We start from the raw sequence: 17,751 nt of genomic DNA, 5'->3' as shown, positions 1-17,751 counted from the left end.
ACCGCGTTAATCAATAAAAAAGACGATTTTTATCGGTTCCTTAGAATTCATTGAGTTAGCGCAAAGTTTCATGTGAAGTCCGAAACCAGATATCTTCAGATATTTTCCATTGCTTAGGAATAGTCCGAATAATTTACGTCACGAAATGATAATAAAAGAATGCTGAGTTCCTGGTGTAAGTTATCGGCCTATTATGCCAGGCGTGATTAAAAAGAAAAAATAAATAGAAAGGCAATAGGTCTATTTTATGATTTTTTCTGAAAATGAAAAAGGCCGCAAATGCGGCCTTTTTATCATGTGAAACCGGTATCAGTGATGTTCTACCGAATGATTGTGCTCAACATCTTCATTTTTGCGGCTGAAGCGGCGACGAACCACCACGAAGAACACCGGCACAAAGAAGATGGCGAGAACGGTCGCCGTGACCATACCACCCATTACACCCGTACCTACGGCGTTCTGTGCGCCGGAGCCCGCACCTGAACTGATCACCAGCGGCATAACGCCAAGGATAAACGCCAGGGACGTCATCAGGATTGGACGCAAACGCATACGAACCGCTTCCAGCGTTGCTTCAATCAGGCCTTTTCCTTCTTTCTCCATCAGATCTTTGGCGAATTCGACGATAAGTATCGCGTTCTTCGCCGACAAGCCAATGGTTGTCAGCAGGCCTACCTGGAAGTAAACGTCGTTGGTCAGCCCACGGAACGTTGCGGCAAGCAGCGCACCGATAACCCCCAGCGGAACCACCAGCATAACGGAGAACGGAATCGACCAGCTCTCATACAATGCCGCCAGACACAGGAACACCACAATCAGGGAAATGGCGTACAGGGCAGGGGCCTGGTTACCCGACAGACGTTCCTGATAGGACATGCCGGTCCAGTCGTAGCCGATACCCGCAGGCAGTTTGCTGGCCAGTTCTTCCATCAGGTTCATGGCTTCACCGGTGCTTCGGCCCGGCGCTGCCTGACCGAGGATTTCCATCGATGGCAAGCCGTTATAACGCTCCAGACGCGGCGAACCATATTCCCAGCGCGAGGTTGAGAAGGCGGAGAACGGCACCATCTGACCATTGCTGCCGCGAACGTACCAGTTGTTGATATCGTTCGGCAGCATGCGGTATTGCGCTTCGGACATCACGTACACTTTCTTCACGCGACCACGGTCGATGAAGTCGTTGACGTAGCTGCCACCCCAGGCTGCACCCAGCGTGGTATTAATGTCGCTGATGGACACACCCAGCGCCTGCGCTTTTTCCTGGTCGATATCGATCTTGTACTGCGGCGTATCTTCCAGACCGTTAGGACGTACGCCCACCAGCAGGTCAGGGTGTTTTGCCACCTCGCCAAACAGCTGGTTACGCGCCTGAGTCAGTTTTTCGTGGCCCAGACCGCCCTGGTCAATCAGCTGGAAGTCGAAGCCGGTCGCCGTACCCAGTTCAACAATCGCTGGCAGGTTAAAGGCGAAGACCATCGCATCTTTAATCTGTGAGAAGGTGCCCATCGCGCGACCGGTAATGGCTTCTACCTTGTTCTCTGCGCCCGGACGTTCAGACCAGTCTTTCAGAGAAACGAAGGCGATACCAGTGTTCTGACCACGACCCGCGAAGCCAAAGCCGTTAACCGCAAACACGGATTCGACGTTGTCTTTCTCTTTGGTCAGGAAGTAGTCGGTCATCTCATCCAGCACTTTCTGCGTACGCTCTTGCGTCGCACCGGCCGGGAGCTGCGCCATACTCAGGAACACGCCCTGGTCTTCATCGGGCAGGAACGAGCTTGGCAGACGAACGAACAGGAAAGCCATCCCCACCACGATGATGATATAGAGCAGCAGGTAACGACCGGTGCTGCGCAGGATGTTACCCACGCTGTCGGTGTAGTGGTGCGTGCTCTTATCAAACATGCGGTTGAACCAGCCGAAGAACCCTTTATGCTCGCCGTGACCGCCTTTCTGAATCGGCTTCAGCATCGTCGCGCACAGGGCTGGCGTCAGGATCAGTGCAACCAGTACCGACAGCGCCATCGCCGAAACAATGGTGATGGAAAACTGACGGTAAATCGCACCGGTAGAGCCGCCGAAGAAGGCCATCGGGATAAATACCGCAGACAGTACCATCGCGATACCGACCAGCGCGCCCTGGATCTGGCCCATAGATTTACGGGTTGCTTCCTTCGGCGGCAGGCCTTCTTCCGCCATGACACGCTCGACGTTTTCGACCACCACGATGGCGTCATCCACCAGCAGGCCGATGGCGAGCACCATCCCGAACATTGTCAGGGTGTTTATCGAGTAGCCAAATATCGCCAGCACCGCGAAGGTCCCGAGCAGTACAACCGGCACGGCGATGGTTGGGATCAGCGTTGCGCGGAAGTTTTGCAGGAACAGGTACATCACCAGGAAGACGAGAATGATCGCCTCAACCAGGGTTTTCACCACTTCGTGAATCGAAATTTTAACGAACGGCGTGGTGTCATACGGATAAACGATTTTCAGACCTGACGGGAAGAACGGTTCCATCTTCTTCAGTTCTGCACGGATAGCCGTCGCGGTGTCCAGGGCGTTCGCGCCGGTCGCCAGTTTGATACCCAGACCGGAAGCCGGTTTGCCGTTGAACTTCGCAATGATGTCGTAGTTCTCGCCGCCCAGCTCAACCTTCGCCACGTCACGCAGGCGAACCTGCGAACCGTCCTGATTCACCTTCAGCAGAATTTTGCTGAACTCATCGGCGGAGGTCAGACGCGTTTGCGCGATGATCGACGCGTTAAGCTGCTGGCCTTTCACTGGCGGTGTACCACCCAACTGACCGGCGGCAACCTGGGCGTTCTGCGCTTTAATTGCGCTGATCACGTCAACCGGCGTCAGCTGGAAGTTGTTCAGTTTATTCGGATCCATCCAGATACGCATCGCGTACTGGGAACCGAACAGCTGAACGTCACCCACACCAGACGTACGGCTGATGGCGTCCTTCATGTTGGCGCCCACGTAGTCGGAAATATCCTCCTGCGTCATGGTGCCGTTGGTGTTGATCACGCCGACAACCATCAGGAAGCTACTGGACGATTTCTCGACGCTCACGCCCTGCTGTTGTACTTCCTGCGGCAGCAGAGGCATCGCCAGCTGCAATTTGTTCTGCACCTGAACCTGTGCAATGTCCGCATCCGTACCGGATTCAAAGGTCAGGGTGATCTGAACCGTACCGGTTGAGTCACTGTTTGAGGACATGTACATCAGGTTATCGATACCGTTCATGTTCTGTTCGATAACCTGCGTAACGGTATCCTGCACCGTTTTGGCATCAGCGCCCGGGTAAGTTGCGGAGATCGTCACTGCTGGCGGCGCAATCGTTGGATATTGCGCGACAGGCAGCTTCAGGATCGCAAGTCCCCCGGCCAGCATGATGATTATGGCGATCACCCACGCAAATATGGGGCGATCGATAAAGAAATTAGGCATGTCTTAACGGCTCCTGTTTAAGTTAAGACTTGGTTTGTTCTGACTGGCCAGCGGCCGACGCTTGTTGTTTGTCGTCAGATTTCACTTCCTGAGCTTTGACCTGCGCGCCAGGACGAACTTTTTGCAAACCAGTAATAATCACGCGATCGCCATCTTTCAGACCTTCCGTTACCAGCCACTTGTCGCCAATCGCCTGCGTCGCAGTGATATTGCGGGTTTCGACTTTGTTATCGGCACCCACAACCAGCGCGCTCGCATCGCCGCGTGGCGTACGGGTCACACCTTGCTGAGGAACCAGAATGGCGCTTGGGTTAGTCCCTTCCTCAAGACGGGCGCGTACGAACATCCCCGGCAGCAGGGTTTTATCCGGATTCGGGAAAATGGCCCGGATGGTGATAGAGCCGGTGGTCTGATCGACGGTCACATCAGAAAATTCCAGTGTGCCGGTCTGTGAGAACTTGATACCGTCGTTGGTAACCAGTTCCACTTTGGCTTTACCGTTTTCCTGTTTCAGGGTGCCGTTAGCCAGCTCCTGTTTGAGACGCAGGAAATCGTTGCTGGACTGGGTGACGTCAACGTAGATCGGGTCAAGCTGCTGCACGGTGGCCAGCGCGGTGGTTTGACCGTTCTGCACCAGTGCACCTTCGGTGACGGCAGATTTACCAATGCGACCGCTGATAGGGGAGGTCACTTTGGTGTAGGCCAGGTTAATACGCGCGGTTTCTACCGCCGCTTTCGCCGCCACAACGGCTGCGTTGGCTTGCTGTGCATCGGCCAGGGCAGAATCATAATCCTGTTGGCTGATGTACTGCGTGCCGAGCAGCTTCTTGTAACGATTCAACGTCAGCTGCGAAATTTTGGCTGCCGCTTCTGCTTTCGCCAGATCGCCTTTAGCGCTCTCATAAGACGCCTGGTAGGTTGCTGGATCAATCTGATACAGAGACTCTCCTGCCTTGACATCACCGCCTTCGGTGAAGTTACGTTTCAGGATAATACCGCTTACCTGCGGACGCACTTCCGCAATGCGATAGGCGCTGGTGCGGCCCGGTAGTTCTGTTGTCATCTGGAGAGGTTCGGATTTGAGCGTCACGACGCCAACTTCTGGCACCTGCTGAGCTCCTTGTTGAGCCTCTTTGTCGTCACATCCTGTAAGCGCTAAGCTGCCTGAGAGCATCAGAACGACCGCCAGAGGCGTTAACCCTCTGTTTTTGTTCATATGTAAACCTCGAGTGTCCGATTTCAAATTGATCAAGGGTCCTGAGTCTAAAAACCCATTGCTGCGTTTATATTATCGTCATGCTATGGTACATACATTCATAAATGTATGTAAATCTGACTCCTGTAAATTCATCAACGTATGGCACGAAAAACCAAACAACAAGCGCTGGAAACCCGACAACACATTCTGGATGTGGCAATGCGTTTGTTCTCACAGCAGGGTGTTTCGGCAACCTCGCTGGCACAGATTGCTCAGGCCGCGGGCGTCACGCGGGGAGCGATTTACTGGCATTTCAAAGACAAGTCCGATCTGTTTGGTGAAATCTGGGAGCTTTCAGAGTCCAGCATTAGCGATCTTGAGAGTGAGTATCGGGCAAAATTCCCTCACGATCCACTCTCAGTGTTAAGAGAAATTCTAGTATATATCCTTGAAGCGACGGTTGTTGAAGAGCGTCGTCGTCTGATGATGGAAATCATCTTCCATAAATGTGAGTTCGTTGGTGAAATGGCGGTGGTTCAGCAGGCGCAGCGCGACCTGTGTCTGGAAAGCTACGATCGCATCGAACAGGTCCTCACGGAGTGCATGCAGGCCAAAATGCTTCCTGCCACATTACTCACCCGCCGGGCGGCGATCCTGATGCGCAGCTATATTTCCGGCCTGATGGAAAACTGGCTTTTTGCTCCGGAGTCGTTCGATCTCAGATCAGAGGCGCGCAGCTACGTCGAAATTTTTCTTGAGATGTGCCAGCTCTGTCCGACCCTTCAACGTAAACTTAGCCCGCGCTCTGCCTGATCGGGCATGGGAAAAATCGTAGACCCTTTCCGTCGTACTATTCTGCTTCAGCCGGGCGTGATATCCTTCATGCCCGACTATTTCCGGTCATTTCTCACATCACATTCACAACTATGCTGCACATCAATCGCTCGCAACATCCTGTTCTGGCCCTGTTTTTGATCCTGCTGTTTTACTTTGCAGCCGCGCCGCTTTCCTGGGCCCGTGCAGACAACGGCAGTGACATTCCCACGCGTGCTGATGTTCAGTCGCAACTCGACACCCTGAATAAGCAAAAAGATCTCTCCGCCCAGGAAAAACTCGTTCAGCAGGATCTGACGGAAACCCTGGAAACGCTGGACAAGATCGATCGCATCAAAGCCGAAACGGCCCAGCTGCGGCAGAAGGTCGCTCAGGCGCCGGAAAACATGCGTAAGGCTACGGAGGCGCTGAATGCGCTCAGCGACGTCGATAACGACGATGAAACCCGAAAAACGCTTGCCACGCTGTCGTTGCGCCAGCTTGAGTCGCGCGTGGCGCAGCTGCTGGACGATCTGCAAACGGCGCAGTCCGATCTCTCAACCTACAACAGCCAGCTGGTTTCGCTGCAAACCCAGCCTGAGCGCGTGCAGAACGCCATGTACTCGGCGTCGCAGCAGCTACAGCAGATACGTAACCGTCTGAATGGCGTCACCGTGGGGGAAGGGGCGCTTCGTCCCACCCAGCAAACGCTGCTGAATATCCAGCAGACGCTGCTAAACGCGGAGATTGAACAGCAGCGTAAGAGCCTGGAAGGCAACACGGTGCTACAGGATGCGCTGCAAAAACAGCGTGACTACGTGACCGCGAATATCAACCGGCTTGAGCATCAGCTTCAGCTGTTGCAGGAAGCGGTGAACAGCAAGCGCCTGACGCTGACTGAAAAAACGGCGCAGGAAGCGGTTTCGCCAGACGAGACGGCCCGTATTCAGGCCAACCCGCTGGTGAAGCAGGAGCTGGAGATTAACCACCAACTGAGCGAGCGTCTGATTCAGGCGACTGAAAACGGCAGCGCGCTGGTGCAGCAGAATATTAAGGTCAAAAACTGGCTGGATCGCGCTTTGCAGGCCGAGCGCAACGTCAAGGAGCAGATTGCCGTCCTGAAGGGCAGCCTGCTGCTGTCGCGCATTCTCTACCAGCAACAGCAGACGCTGCCGTCCGCCGACGAGCTGGAAGACATGACCAACCGCATTGCGGATTTGCGTCTTGAACAGTTTGACGTCAACCAGCAGCGCGATGCGCTATTCCAGAGCGATACCTTCGTTGCCAAAGTGGAAGAGGGCCATTCAGGTGAAGTGAACGCCGAGGTTCACGACGCGCTGTTGCAGGTGGTGGACATGCGCCGCGAACTGCTCGATCAGCTTAACAAGCAGCTGGGCAACCAGCTGATGATGGCGATTAACCTGCAAATCAACCAGCAGCAGCTGGTGAGCGTTTCTAAAAGCCTCCAGGAGATCCTGACCCAGCAGATTTTCTGGGTAAACAGCAATAAACCCATGGACTGGGACTGGTTTAAATCTTTCCCGGAAACGCTGAAATCCCAGATCAAAAGCATGAAAATTACCGTGAACTGGGAGAAAGCCTGGCCTGCGGTAATGATTGCCTTCCTGGCGGGTCTGCCTTTGCTGCTCATCGCTGGCGTAATTCGCTGGCGTTTGAAATGGCTGAAACAGTACCAGGCGAAGCTGGCCTCGGAAGTGGGGCAACTGCGTAACGACAGCCAGCTGCACACCCCGAAAGCGATCCTGATCGATCTGATCCGTGCTCTGCCGGTCTGCCTGCTGATACTCGCCGTGGGCCTGATCCTGTTGACCATGCAGCTGAATATCAGCGATCTGCTGTGGGCGTTCAGCAAGAAGCTGGCGCTGTTCTGGTTGGTGTTTGGCCTGTGCTGGAAAGTGCTGGAAAAAGATGGCGTAGCGGTACGTCATTTCAACATGCCAGCTCAGCTGACCAGCCACTGGCGTCGCCAGATTGTGCGCATCAGCCTCGCGCTGCTGCCGCTGCACTTCTGGTCCGTTGTGGCCGAGCTTTCGCCGCTGCATCTGATGGATGACGTACTGGGCCAGATCGTCATACTGCTGAACCTGCTGCTGATTGCCGTCCTGATGTGGCCGATGTGCCGCGACAGCTGGCGGGATAAAGAGTCCCACAATCTTCGTCTGGTTACCGTAACGGTGCTGGCGATCATTCCGCTGGCGCTGATGGTGCTGACGGCAACGGGTTACTTCTATACCACGCTTCGTCTGTCAGGCCGCTGGATCGAAACGGTTTATCTGGTGATTGTGTGGAACCTGCTGTTCCAGACCGTGCTGCGTGGTTTGAGCGTAGCGGCGCGCCGCATTGCGTATCGTCGTGCCGTTGCCCGTCGGCAGCATCAGGTGAAAGAGGGGGCTGAAGGGGCAGAGCCGCAGGAAGAGCCGACCATCGCCCTGGAGCAGGTTAACCAGCAAACGATGCGTATTACCATGCTGGTGATGATCGCCCTGTTTGCGGTGATGTTCTGGGCCATCTGGTCTGATTTAATTACCGTCTTCGCCTACCTCGACAGTATCACCCTCTGGCAATACAACGGTACCGAAGCGGGCGCTGCGGTAATGAAAAGCGTCACCATGGGTAGCCTGCTCTTTGCGCTGGTGTCGTCAGTGGTTGCCTGGGCGTTGATCCGCAACCTTCCGGGTCTGCTGGAAGTGCTGGTGCTGTCGAGACTGAACCTGCGTCAGGGGGCATCGTACGCCATTACCACCATCCTGAACTACGTCATTATTATTGTCGGGGCGATGACGGTATTCGGCTCGCTGGGCGTCTCGTGGGATAAACTCCAGTGGCTGGCGGCGGCGTTGTCGGTGGGTCTCGGCTTCGGCTTGCAGGAGATCTTCGGTAACTTTGTCTCTGGCCTGATTATCCTGTTCGAACGTCCGGTGCGTATCGGCGATACCGTCACCATCGGCACCTTCTCCGGGACCGTCAGCAAGATCCGTATTCGTGCGACCACCATAACCGACTTCGATCGTAAAGAGGTGATCATCCCGAACAAAGCCTTTGTCACCGAGCGCCTGATCAACTGGTCGCTCTCGGATACCACTACCCGCGTGGTGATCCGACTCGGGGTGGCCTACGGTTCAGATCTGGATAAAGTGAAAGAGGTCCTGCTGGAAGCCGCGAAATCACATCCTAAAGTGATGCACGATCCTGCGCCTGACGTGTTCTTCACCACCTTCGGGCCAAGCACGCTGGATCATGAGCTGCGCCTGTACGTACGCGAACTGCGCGATCGCAGCTACACCGTCGATGAGCTGAACCGCACCATTGACCGTCTGTGTCGTGAAAACAACATTAATATCGCCTTCAACCAGCTTGAAGTGCACCTGCGTAACGAGAAAGGTGACGAGCATACGGAAGTGAAGCGCGAGGTTAAGGGGGACGACCCTACTCCCGCTTAAACTATTTCCCTCTCCCCTCTGGGGAGAGGGCAGGGTGAGGGGGAAGTTTCCCCTCAAAATCCCGCCGCACAATCTCCAGCGCTTTCAGCACCGTCTCCGCCGGGATCGCATGATTCTCCAGCAGCATAATTAAATCGACGGCCAGTTTGACCTCGTCGGGGGCATTTTCCAGTGACATCAGTGGCTCCTGTTAACGGGTCAGGCGTTCAATAACGCGTTCAATCTCATCCAGCGCCTGACGGCAGCGGACGATGCGGCCTTCCAGCGCGCTGATTTCACGCATTAATAACTGCTGCTCTTCCAGCGTTTCGCTGGTGTTCAGGCGGGCTTCGCGCTCACGCTTCATCTCAAACAGACGGCGCTCAAACTCCTGGTTCTCCAGCCGCTTGCGCTGCCATTTACCGAGTCCCGGCGAGGCGCTGTCCCACACTCGTAACGGCCAGGCGGCGATTTCCCGGTGCAGGGCGGTGATCTGCTCGGTAAGATGCTCCGCAAGCCACGCGACCTGTTCCCGCTGTTCACTCTCAACCGCGTGGCGAAGCTCGTCGAGGTTGGTCTGCGCTTCAGCCAGATAATCCTGAATGACGGTGCTGCGGGTGCGGAAGAGCTGCCGGTCAAAGCGTGGTTTCAGCGTGGCGTGACCCATCAGCGGCGTGGCCTGCGCCCGCAGCGCGATCAGCTGATTTTGCAGCCTCTCAAGAAGCAGTGCTGTTTTCAAGGCGCTCTCCAGTGGTAAAGTAGCCGTTCAGTTTGATAACGATTCGCATTATGCAGCGTACTATTTTAATCATCATTGGCTGGCTCGCGGTAGTGCTGGGCACACTGGGTGTGGTTTTACCCTTGCTGCCGACCACCCCGTTTATCCTGCTGGCCGCCTGGTGCTTCGCCCGCTCGTCGCCGCGTTTTCACCACTGGCTTCTGTACCGTTCGTGGTTTGGCGGCTACCTGCGGCACTGGCAAAAACACCGGGCCATGCCGCCCGGGGCCAAGCCGCGCGCCATCGCCTTCATCCTGATCACCTTCGCCGTCTCGTTATGGCTGGTGAAAATGATGTGGGTGCGCATTCTGCTGCTGGCGATCCTGGTCTGCCTGCTAATCTTTATGTGGCGGATCCCCGTGGTTGATGAAAAGCAACAAAAGCACTGAAGCCTCATCATGGCGGTTGCAATTATGGCGCACAGCCAGTAAATTCGACCGTTTTCGAGCACAGGTGCGCCTGGTCAAAGGTTAAACAACTGTTACTTTGACCGACTCGTCGCGCGCCGTGAGTAACACTGTTTCATTTAGGCACAAACCGATGACCGCAACTGCACAGCAGCTTGAATATCTGAAAAATAGCATCAAAAGTATCCAGGACTATCCAAAACCTGGCATTCTTTTCCGCGATGTCACCAGCTTGCTGGAAGACCCGAAAGCGTACGCCCTCAGCATTGAACTGCTGGTTGAGCGTTATAAAAACGCCGGGATCACCAAAGTAGTAGGTACAGAAGCCCGTGGCTTCCTGTTTGGCGCACCGGTTGCGCTGGCGATGGGCGTGGGTTTTGTGCCGGTGCGTAAGCCGCGCAAACTGCCGCGTGAAACCATTGCTGAGAGCTATGAGCTGGAATACGGCACCGATCAGCTGGAAATTCACGTTGATGCCATCAAGCCAGGCGACAAAGTGCTGGTGGTGGACGATCTGCTGGCAACCGGCGGCACCATCGAAGCGACCGTGAAGCTGATCCGTCGTCTGGGCGGGGAAGTGACCGACGCGGCATTCATCATCAACCTGTTCGATCTCGGCGGCGAGCAGCGCCTGGAAAAACAGGGTATTACCAGCTACAGCCTGGTGCCATTCCCGGGACATTAATCCCGTATCTCACAACCTCGCTCAATGGGTGAGGTTGTGATAGCATTCCCCTCCATTAATTCACCTTCCAGCGTTGCAGAGCCTGCCCATGAGTTATCAGGTGTTAGCCCGTAAATGGCGACCACAAACCTTTGCTGACGTTGTCGGTCAGGAACATGTGCTGACGGCCCTGGCGAACGGCTTGTCGCTAGGTCGCATCCATCACGCCTATCTTTTTTCCGGCACCCGCGGCGTCGGTAAAACCTCTATTGCCCGTCTGCTGGCAAAAGGTCTGAACTGCGAAACCGGGATCACCGCCACCCCGTGCGGCGTGTGCGACAACTGTCGTGAGATCGAGCAGGGGCGTTTTGTCGATCTGATTGAGATCGACGCCGCCTCGCGCACCAAAGTGGAAGACACCCGCGATCTGCTCGACAACGTGCAGTACGCCCCGGCGCGTGGCCGCTTCAAGGTCTATCTGATCGATGAAGTGCACATGCTGTCGCGCCACAGCTTCAACGCCCTGCTGAAAACGCTGGAAGAGCCGCCTGCGCATGTCAAATTCCTGCTGGCGACCACCGATCCGCAAAAGCTGCCGGTCACGATCCTCTCGCGCTGCCTGCAATTCCATCTGAAGGCGCTCGACGTTGAGCAGATCCGCGCTCAGCTTGAGCATATCCTCGATGAAGAGAACATTGTCCACGAGCCGCGTGCGCTGCAACTGCTGGCCCGTGCCGCGGACGGCAGCCTGCGCGATGCGCTGAGCCTGACCGACCAGGCAATTGCCAGCGGTGACGGTCAACTCTCCACCGACGCGGTCAGCACCATGCTCGGTACGCTGGATGACGATCAGGCGCTGTCGCTTATTGAAGCGATGATTGCCGCCAACGGTGAGCGGGTAATGACCCTCGTCAACGACGCCGCTGCCCGTGGCATTGAGTGGGAAGCGCTGCTGGTCGAGATGCTCAGCCTGCTGCACCGCGTGGCGATGCTGCAACTGTCTCCGTCGGCCATTGGCGCGGACATGGCGACCATTGAACAGCGGATGCGTGAACTTGCGCGCACCGTGCCGCCGGCTGACGTTCAGCTTTATTATCAGACGCTGCTGATTGGCCGCAAAGAGCTGCCGTTTGCACCGGATCGCCGGATGGGCGTTGAAATGACGCTGTTGCGCGCGCTGGCCTTCCATCCGCGCAAGCCACTGCCGGAGCCGGAAACGCCCCGGCAGTCCTTTGCGCCGGTTGCGCCGACCGCGGTAATGTCACCGCAGCAGGTGCCACCGCAACCGGCATCGCCGCCGCCGCAAAACGTGCCGCTGTCGGATGCCACCAGTTCGGTGCTTGCCGCACGAAGCCAGTTGCAACGTGCGCAGGGAGCAACCAAACCAAAAAAGAGTGAACCGGCAGCGCCTGCAAGAGCGCGGCCGGTGAACAACGCCGCGCTTGAACGACTGGCCTCGGTAACGGAGCGCGTGCAGTCGCGTCCGGCACCGTCCGCGCTCGAGCAAAAAGCCCCGGCGAAAGAAGAGGCATACCGCTGGAAGGCGACTACCGTTGTTGAAACGGTCAAGGAAGTAGTCGCCACGCCAAAAGCGCTGAAAAAGGCGCTGGAGCATGAAAAAACGCCGGAGCTGTCCGCGAAGCTCGCGGAAGAGTCCATCGAGCGCGACGCCTGGGCCGCCGAGGTCAGCAAACTGCAACTGCCGAAGCTGGTGGAGCAGGTCGCACTGAACGCCTGGAAAGAGCAGGACGGTAATCAGGTGCGTCTGCACCTGCGCCCTGGCCAGCGGCACCTCAACTCCCCTGGCGCGCAAAAGGCGCTGGCCGAGGCGCTTACCGCATTACAGGGTGTACCGGTTGAATTGACTATCATTGAAGATGATAATCCGGCGGTGAAAACGCCGCTCGAGTGGCGTCAGGCCATATATGAAGAGAAGCTCGCGCAGGCGCGCGAGGCGATAATTGCGGATAACAACATCCAGACCCTGCGCCGGTTCTTCGACGCCGATCTGGATGAAGAGAGTATTCGCCCCATTTGATCGTGAGTCTGACTTACGGTTGTAATCCTTAACGTGAAAGAAGAGAGAAGCCTATGTTTGGTGGAAAAGGCGGTCTGGGTGGCCTGATGAAGCAGGCTCAGCAGATGCAGGAAAAAATGCAGAAGATGCAGGAAGAGATCGCTCAGCTGGAAGTCACGGGTGAATCCGGTGCCGGTCTGGTCAAGGTGACCATCAACGGTGCGCATAACTGCCGTCGCGTTGAAATCGACCCGAGCCTGCTCGAAGACGACAAAGAGATGCTGGAAGATCTGGTTGCAGCCGCGTTTAACGATGCCGCTCGCCGTATCGACGAAACCCAGAAAGAGAAAATGGCCTCTGTTTCCAGCGGTATGCAACTGCCGCCGGGCTTTAAGATGCCATTCTGATGCAAACCAGTCCGCTGCTCACGCAGTTAATGGAAGCACTGCGCTGCCTGCCGGGCGTTGGCCCGAAGTCGGCGCAGCGTATGGCGTTTACGCTATTGCAGCGCGACCGCAGCGGCGGGATGCGCCTGGCGCAGGCTCTGACCCGCGCCATGTCAGAAATTGGCCACTGTGCGGATTGCCGGACCTTTACCGAGCAGGACGTATGTAACATCTGCACGAACCCGCGTCGTCAGGAAAACGGTCAGATTTGCGTGGTGGAGAGTCCGGCGGACATCTACGCCATCGAACAAACCGGGCAGTTTTCCGGCCGCTATTTCGTGCTGATGGGGCATCTCTCCCCGCTGGACGGCATCGGCCCGGACGATATCGGTCTCGATCGCCTGGAGCAGCGGCTGGAGTCGGAAACCATCAAAGAGGTGATCCTCGCCACCAACCCGACGGTGGAAGGGGAAGCAACCGCCAACTACATCGCCGAGCTGTGTGCGCAATACGGCGTTGACGCCAGCCGCATCGCCCACGGCGTGCCGGTCGGCGGTGAGCTGGAGATGGTCGACGGCACCACGCTGTCGCACTCGCTGGCCGGACGTCACAAGATTATTTTCTGACCAAACGGAGGCTGCGCGCGTGGCCTCCGCTTGAAAATTTCCCCCCTTATCCCCATCTCTCACTCAACGTTTTACAACCCCATTAAATGGCATTGTTGAGGTCGACTTAGATGAAAGGACAAGAAACCCGTGGTTTCCAGTCAGAAGTAAAACAGCTTCTGCACCTGATGATCCATTCCCTGTATTCCAACAAAGAAATTTTCCTGCGTGAGCTGATTTCCAACGCCTCCGATGCGGCGGACAAGCTGCGCTTCCGCGCGCTGTCTAACCCGGATCTGTACGAAGGCGACGGCGAACTGCGCGTGCGCGTCTCGTTCAATAAAGAGAACCGCACCCTGACCATCGCCGATAACGGCATCGGGATGAACCGCGACGAGGTGATCGACCACCTCGGGACCATCGCGAAATCCGGCACCAAAGCGTTCCTCGAGTCCATGGGCTCTGACCAGGCGAAAGACAGCCAGCTGATCGGTCAGTTCGGCGTAGGCTTCTACTCGGCGTTCATCGTGGCGGACAAAGTCACCGTACGCACCCGCGCCGCGGGCGACAGCGCCGAGAACGGCGTGCTGTGGGAATCCAAAGGGGAAGGCGAGTACACCGTTGATGACATCACCAAAGCGGATCGCGGCACCGAAATCACCCTGCACCTGCGTGAAGGCGAAGACGATTTCCTGAACGACTGGCGCGTGCGCTCCATCATCAGCAAATATTCCGACCACATCGCCCTGCCGGTTGAGATTGAAAAACAGGAAGAGAAAGACGGCGAAACCGTGGTTTCCTGGGAAAAAATCAACAAGGCGCAGGCGCTGTGGACGCGTAACAAAGCTGAAATTAAAGACGACGAGTACAACGAGTTTTACAAGCACATTGCCCACGACTTCACCGATCCGCTGACCTGGAGCCACAACCGTGTGGAAGGGAAGCAGGAGTATACCAGCCTGCTGTACATTCCGGCGCAGGCGCCGTGGGACATGTGGAACCGCGATCACAAGCACGGCCTGAAGCTGTACGTGCAGCGCGTGTTCATTATGGACGACGCCGAGCAGTTCATGCCGAACTACCTGCGCTTTGTGCGTGGCCTGATAGACTCCAACGATCTGCCGCTGAACGTCTCCCGTGAAATTCTTCAGGACAGCACCGTCACCCGTAACCTGCGTAACGCCCTGACCAAACGTGCGTTGCAGATGCTGGAAAAACTGGCGAAGGACGATGCGGAAAAATACCAGACCTTCTGGAAGCAGTTTGGCCTGGTGCTGAAAGAAGGTCCGGCGGAAGACACCGCGAACGTGGAAGCTATCGCTAAACTGCTGCGCTTCGCCTCTACGCACAACGACTCCTCCGCCCAGACCGTGTCGCTGGAAGAGTACGTCTCCCGCATGAAAGAAGGGCAGGAGAAGATCTACTACATCACCGCCGACAGCTATGCGGCAGCGAAGAGCAGCCCGCATCTGGAACTGCTGCGTAAGAAAGGCATCGAAGTGCTGCTGCTGTCTGACCGCATCGACGAGTGGATGATGAACTACCTGACCGAGTTCGACGGTAAATCCTTCCAGTCCGTTGCCAAAGCCGACGAGTCTATCGATAAGCTGGCGGATGAAGTGGACGAGAGCGCGAAAGAAGCCGAGAAGGCGCTGGAGCCGTTCGTTGAGCGCGTTAAAACGCTGCTGGGCGACCGCGTGAAAGAGGTGCGCTTCACGCACCGTCTGACCGATACGCCAGCCATTGTCACCACCGATGCGGACGAAATGAGCACCCAGATGGCGAAACTGTTCGCTGCGGCGGGCCAGGCCGTGCCGGATGTGAAATATATCTTTGAGCTTAATCCGGATCACCCGCTGGTGAAACGCGCGGCGGATACCCAGGACGACGCCCGCTTTGCGGAGTGGGTTGAACTGTTGCTGGATCAGTCCCTGCTGGCCGAACGCGGCACGCTGGAAGATCCTAACCTGTTCATTAAACGTGTGAATGCGCTGCTGCTGGCGTAATCTTCCCTCACCCCGGCCCTCTCCCAAAGGGAGAGGGTGAAAGAGTTCCCTCTCCCTGTGGGAGAGGGTTAGGGTGAGGGCACCAGACCGCACGAAGCCAAATTATCTCCCCTCATTAACCGTTTCAGCCTCCCCGCCTTCCTTGAGCGATATCCGTTCTGGTGGTATTGTTTAGCGCTTTTGAAAAATTGAATCGACATTTGAGGGGATTTTCGCAATGCGTATTATTCTGCTTGGCGCTCCGGGCGCGGGTAAGGGAACTCAGGCTCAGTTCATCATGGAGAAATACGGTATTCCGCAAATCTCCACCGGTGACATGCTGCGCGCCGCTGTTAAATCTGGCTCCGAGCTGGGTAAACAAGCGAAAGACATCATGGACGCAGGCAAACTGGTGACCGACGAGCTGGTTATCGCGCTGGTAAAAGAGCGCATTGCTCAGGAAGACTGCCGCAATGGTTTCCTGCTGGACGGTTTCCCGCGCACCATTCCTCAGGCTGACGCCATGAAAGAAGCAGGCATCAACGTGGATTACGTGCTGGAGTTCGACGTACCGGACGAGCTGATCGTTGACCGTATCGTTGGCCGTCGCGTGCACGCTGCCTCTGGCCGCGTTTACCACATCAAATTCAATCCACCTAAGGTTGAAGGCAAAGACGACGTGACCGGCGAAGAGCTGACCACCCGTAAAGACGATCAGGAAGAAACCGTGCGTAAACGCCTGGTGGAATACCATCAGATGACCGCACCGCTGATCGGCTACTACACCAAAGAAGCACAGGCGGGTAACACCAAATACGCGAAAGTTGACGGCACCAAAGCCGTGGCTGACGTACGTGCAGAGCTGGAAAAAATCCTCGGCTAAGCACACCTCTCTCACCCGGAGTCCCGGGTGAGAAAAATTCTCATCTTACCTATTACAGCAATGGGTTTCGTTTAAACGCATTTCCGCTACAATTGACAACCTATCAAATGGTTAAGAGGCGTGAATGAGTCAGGCGAAAACCGGCATCCTGCTTGCCAATCTGGGCACCCCAGAAGCACCTACTCCAGCGGCGGTCAAACGCTACCTGCGACAATTTTTAAGCGACACGCGCGTCGTGGATACCCCAAGACTGCTGTGGTGGCCCCTGCTGCGTGGCGTCATTCTGCCGATTCGTTCCCCGCGTGTGGCAAAGCTCTATCAGTCCGTGTGGATGGAAGAGGGCTCGCCGCTGATGGTCTACAGCCGTCGTCAGGAGAAGGCGCTGGCCGCCCGTCTGCCGGACATGCCCGTTGCGCTCGGCATGAGCTACGGTAAGCCGTCCCTGGAAAGCGCCGTCGACTCTCTGCTGGCGCAGGGCGTTGAACACATTGTGGTGCTGGCCCTTTATCCGCAGTATTCGTGCTCCACGGTGGCTGCCGTCTGGGACGAACTGGCGCGCATTCTGGCGACCCGCCGCCGTATACCGGGCATCACCTTTATCCGCGACTACGCCGATAACGAGCTGTACATTCAGGCGCTTGCCAGCAGCGCGCGCGCGTCGTTTGAAAAACACGGCGAGCCGGATCTGCTGCTGCTCTCCTATCACGGTATTCCGCAGCGTTTCGCGAACGAAGGGGACGATTACCCCCAGCGTTGCCGCGATACCACCCGCGAGCTGGTCTCCGCCCTCGGCCTGCCGCCTGAGAAGGTGATGATGACCTTCCAGTCGCGCTTTGGCCGTGAACCGTGGCTGACCCCGTATACTGATGAAACGCTTAAAATGCTGGGCGAGAAGGGCGTGAAGCACATTCAGGTGATGTCGCCGGGCTTCTCGGCGGACTGTCTGGAAACGCTGGAAGAGATTGCCGTCCAGAACAAAGAATTCTTTATGGAGGCGGGCGGAACGAAATACGAATACATTCCTGCGCTTAACGACTCCCCTGAACACATCGACATGATGGTCTCACTGGTCACCACCCGCCGCTGATCGCGTTACGGGCCGGGTTTGTGCTACCATTC

14 protein-coding genes and 1 other annotated feature are annotated in these 17,751 nt (G+C 56.4%); of the genes, 10 read left to right on the top strand and 4 right to left on the bottom strand.

Annotated features, from left to right (window positions below):
- Positions 1–309: 309 nt before the first annotated feature.
- Both acrB and acrA read right to left on the bottom strand, forming a co-directional pair.
- Positions 310–3,456, bottom strand: a complete 3,147-nt coding sequence (gene acrB, locus ACNQ0W_RS02435; RefSeq protein WP_062932281.1) for a multidrug efflux RND transporter permease subunit AcrB — start codon at positions 3,454–3,456, stop codon at positions 310–312.
- A gap of 22 nt (positions 3,457–3,478) precedes the next feature.
- Positions 3,479–4,672 carry a multidrug efflux RND transporter periplasmic adaptor subunit AcrA gene (gene acrA / locus ACNQ0W_RS02430; protein WP_062932280.1) on the bottom strand — a complete coding sequence of 398 codons (1,194 nt, stop codon included), beginning with the start codon at positions 4,670–4,672 and terminating at the stop codon, positions 3,479–3,481.
- Between the two features lie 141 nt (positions 4,673–4,813).
- On the opposite strand from acrA, the gene acrR reads away from it, so the two are divergent.
- Both acrR and mscK read left to right on the top strand, forming a co-directional pair.
- The gene (acrR, locus tag ACNQ0W_RS02425) at positions 4,814–5,467 is read left to right on the top strand and encodes a multidrug efflux transporter transcriptional repressor AcrR (protein ID WP_062932279.1); all 654 of its coding nucleotides are present in this window, start codon (positions 4,814–4,816) and stop codon (positions 5,465–5,467) included.
- Positions 5,468–5,580: 113 nt separating this feature from the next.
- Positions 5,581–8,928, top strand: a complete 3,348-nt coding sequence (mscK, locus tag ACNQ0W_RS02420) for a mechanosensitive channel MscK (RefSeq protein WP_062932278.1) — start codon at positions 5,581–5,583, stop codon at positions 8,926–8,928.
- Position 8,929: 1 nt separating this feature from the next.
- Here mscK and rsmS read toward each other — a convergent pair whose 3' ends face one another.
- A complete protein-coding gene (gene rsmS, locus ACNQ0W_RS02415) occupies positions 8,930–9,106 on the bottom strand; it encodes a pleiotropic regulatory protein RsmS (RefSeq protein WP_022650501.1) in 177 nt (58 codons plus the stop codon).
- 12 nt (positions 9,107–9,118) lie between these two features.
- Positions 9,119–9,646 carry a primosomal replication protein N'' gene (gene priC, locus ACNQ0W_RS02410; RefSeq protein WP_062932277.1) on the bottom strand — a complete coding sequence of 176 codons (528 nt, stop codon included), beginning with the start codon at positions 9,644–9,646 and terminating at the stop codon, positions 9,119–9,121.
- A 50-nt stretch (positions 9,647–9,696) separates the two neighbouring features.
- Between priC and ACNQ0W_RS02405 the strand changes: the two genes are divergently transcribed.
- The 8 genes from ACNQ0W_RS02405 to hemH all read left to right on the top strand — a co-directional run bounded on the left by ACNQ0W_RS02405 (position 9,697) and on the right by hemH (position 17,719).
- Positions 9,697–10,074: a DUF454 family protein gene (locus tag ACNQ0W_RS02405; RefSeq protein ID WP_015571246.1), complete on the top strand. Its 378-nt coding sequence runs from the start codon at positions 9,697–9,699 to the stop codon at positions 10,072–10,074.
- Between the two features lie 151 nt (positions 10,075–10,225).
- Positions 10,226–10,777 (top strand): adenine phosphoribosyltransferase, encoded by a 552-nt coding sequence (gene apt, locus ACNQ0W_RS02400; protein WP_000127359.1) that lies wholly within the window; start codon positions 10,226–10,228, stop codon positions 10,775–10,777.
- 88 nt (positions 10,778–10,865) lie between these two features.
- A complete protein-coding gene (dnaX, locus tag ACNQ0W_RS02395; protein ID WP_045615006.1) occupies positions 10,866–12,794 on the top strand; it encodes a DNA polymerase III subunit gamma/tau in 1,929 nt (642 codons plus the stop codon).
- Positions 12,124–12,188 (top strand) — a sequence feature (DnaX frameshifting element). It overlaps the preceding gene by 65 nt.
- Before the next feature lie 53 nt (positions 12,795–12,847).
- Positions 12,848–13,180 (top strand): YbaB/EbfC family nucleoid-associated protein, encoded by a 333-nt coding sequence (locus ACNQ0W_RS02390; RefSeq protein ID WP_003858972.1) that lies wholly within the window; start codon positions 12,848–12,850, stop codon positions 13,178–13,180.
- A complete protein-coding gene (recR, locus tag ACNQ0W_RS02385; protein ID WP_006809843.1) occupies positions 13,180–13,785 on the top strand; it encodes a recombination mediator RecR in 606 nt (201 codons plus the stop codon). Before ACNQ0W_RS02390 ends, recR begins: the two co-directional genes overlap by 1 nt.
- Before the next feature lie 110 nt (positions 13,786–13,895).
- Positions 13,896–15,770 (top strand): molecular chaperone HtpG, encoded by a 1,875-nt coding sequence (htpG, locus tag ACNQ0W_RS02380; RefSeq protein WP_047717979.1) that lies wholly within the window; start codon positions 13,896–13,898, stop codon positions 15,768–15,770.
- Positions 15,771–15,987: 217 nt separating this feature from the next.
- Positions 15,988–16,632, top strand: a complete 645-nt coding sequence (gene adk / locus ACNQ0W_RS02375; RefSeq protein ID WP_006809841.1) for an adenylate kinase — start codon at positions 15,988–15,990, stop codon at positions 16,630–16,632.
- A 124-nt stretch (positions 16,633–16,756) separates the two neighbouring features.
- A complete protein-coding gene (gene hemH, locus ACNQ0W_RS02370) occupies positions 16,757–17,719 on the top strand; it encodes a ferrochelatase (RefSeq protein WP_017383216.1) in 963 nt (320 codons plus the stop codon).
- Positions 17,720–17,751 lie beyond the last annotated feature (32 nt).

It is taken from the genome of Enterobacter cloacae complex sp. 6730903, assembly GCF_048283985.1.
Classification (GTDB): Bacteria; Pseudomonadota; Gammaproteobacteria; order Enterobacterales; family Enterobacteriaceae; genus Enterobacter; species Enterobacter hormaechei_C.
Note: the sequence above shows the minus strand (reverse complement) of the source record. Positions and strands in the feature narration are given on the sequence as shown.

Coding starts and splice junctions, on each gene's coding strand:
- adk (WP_006809841.1), top strand. CDS start 15,988: ATGCGTATTATTCTGCTTGGCGCTCCGGGCGCGGGTAAGGGAACTCAG.
- acrB (WP_062932281.1), bottom strand. CDS start 3,456: ATGCCTAATTTCTTTATCGATCGCCCCATATTTGCGTGGGTGATCGCC.
- mscK (WP_062932278.1), top strand. CDS start 5,581: ATGCTGCACATCAATCGCTCGCAACATCCTGTTCTGGCCCTGTTTTTG.
- htpG (WP_047717979.1), top strand. CDS start 13,896: ATGAAAGGACAAGAAACCCGTGGTTTCCAGTCAGAAGTAAAACAGCTT.
- apt (WP_000127359.1), top strand. CDS start 10,226: ATGACCGCAACTGCACAGCAGCTTGAATATCTGAAAAATAGCATCAAA.
- recR (WP_006809843.1), top strand. CDS start 13,180: ATGCAAACCAGTCCGCTGCTCACGCAGTTAATGGAAGCACTGCGCTGC.
- acrR (WP_062932279.1), top strand. CDS start 4,814: ATGGCACGAAAAACCAAACAACAAGCGCTGGAAACCCGACAACACATT.
- acrA (WP_062932280.1), bottom strand. CDS start 4,672: ATGAACAAAAACAGAGGGTTAACGCCTCTGGCGGTCGTTCTGATGCTC.
- hemH (WP_017383216.1), top strand. CDS start 16,757: ATGAGTCAGGCGAAAACCGGCATCCTGCTTGCCAATCTGGGCACCCCA.
- dnaX (WP_045615006.1), top strand. CDS start 10,866: ATGAGTTATCAGGTGTTAGCCCGTAAATGGCGACCACAAACCTTTGCT.
- rsmS (WP_022650501.1), bottom strand. CDS start 9,106: ATGTCACTGGAAAATGCCCCCGACGAGGTCAAACTGGCCGTCGATTTA.
- ACNQ0W_RS02390 (WP_003858972.1), top strand. CDS start 12,848: ATGTTTGGTGGAAAAGGCGGTCTGGGTGGCCTGATGAAGCAGGCTCAG.
- ACNQ0W_RS02405 (WP_015571246.1), top strand. CDS start 9,697: ATGCAGCGTACTATTTTAATCATCATTGGCTGGCTCGCGGTAGTGCTG.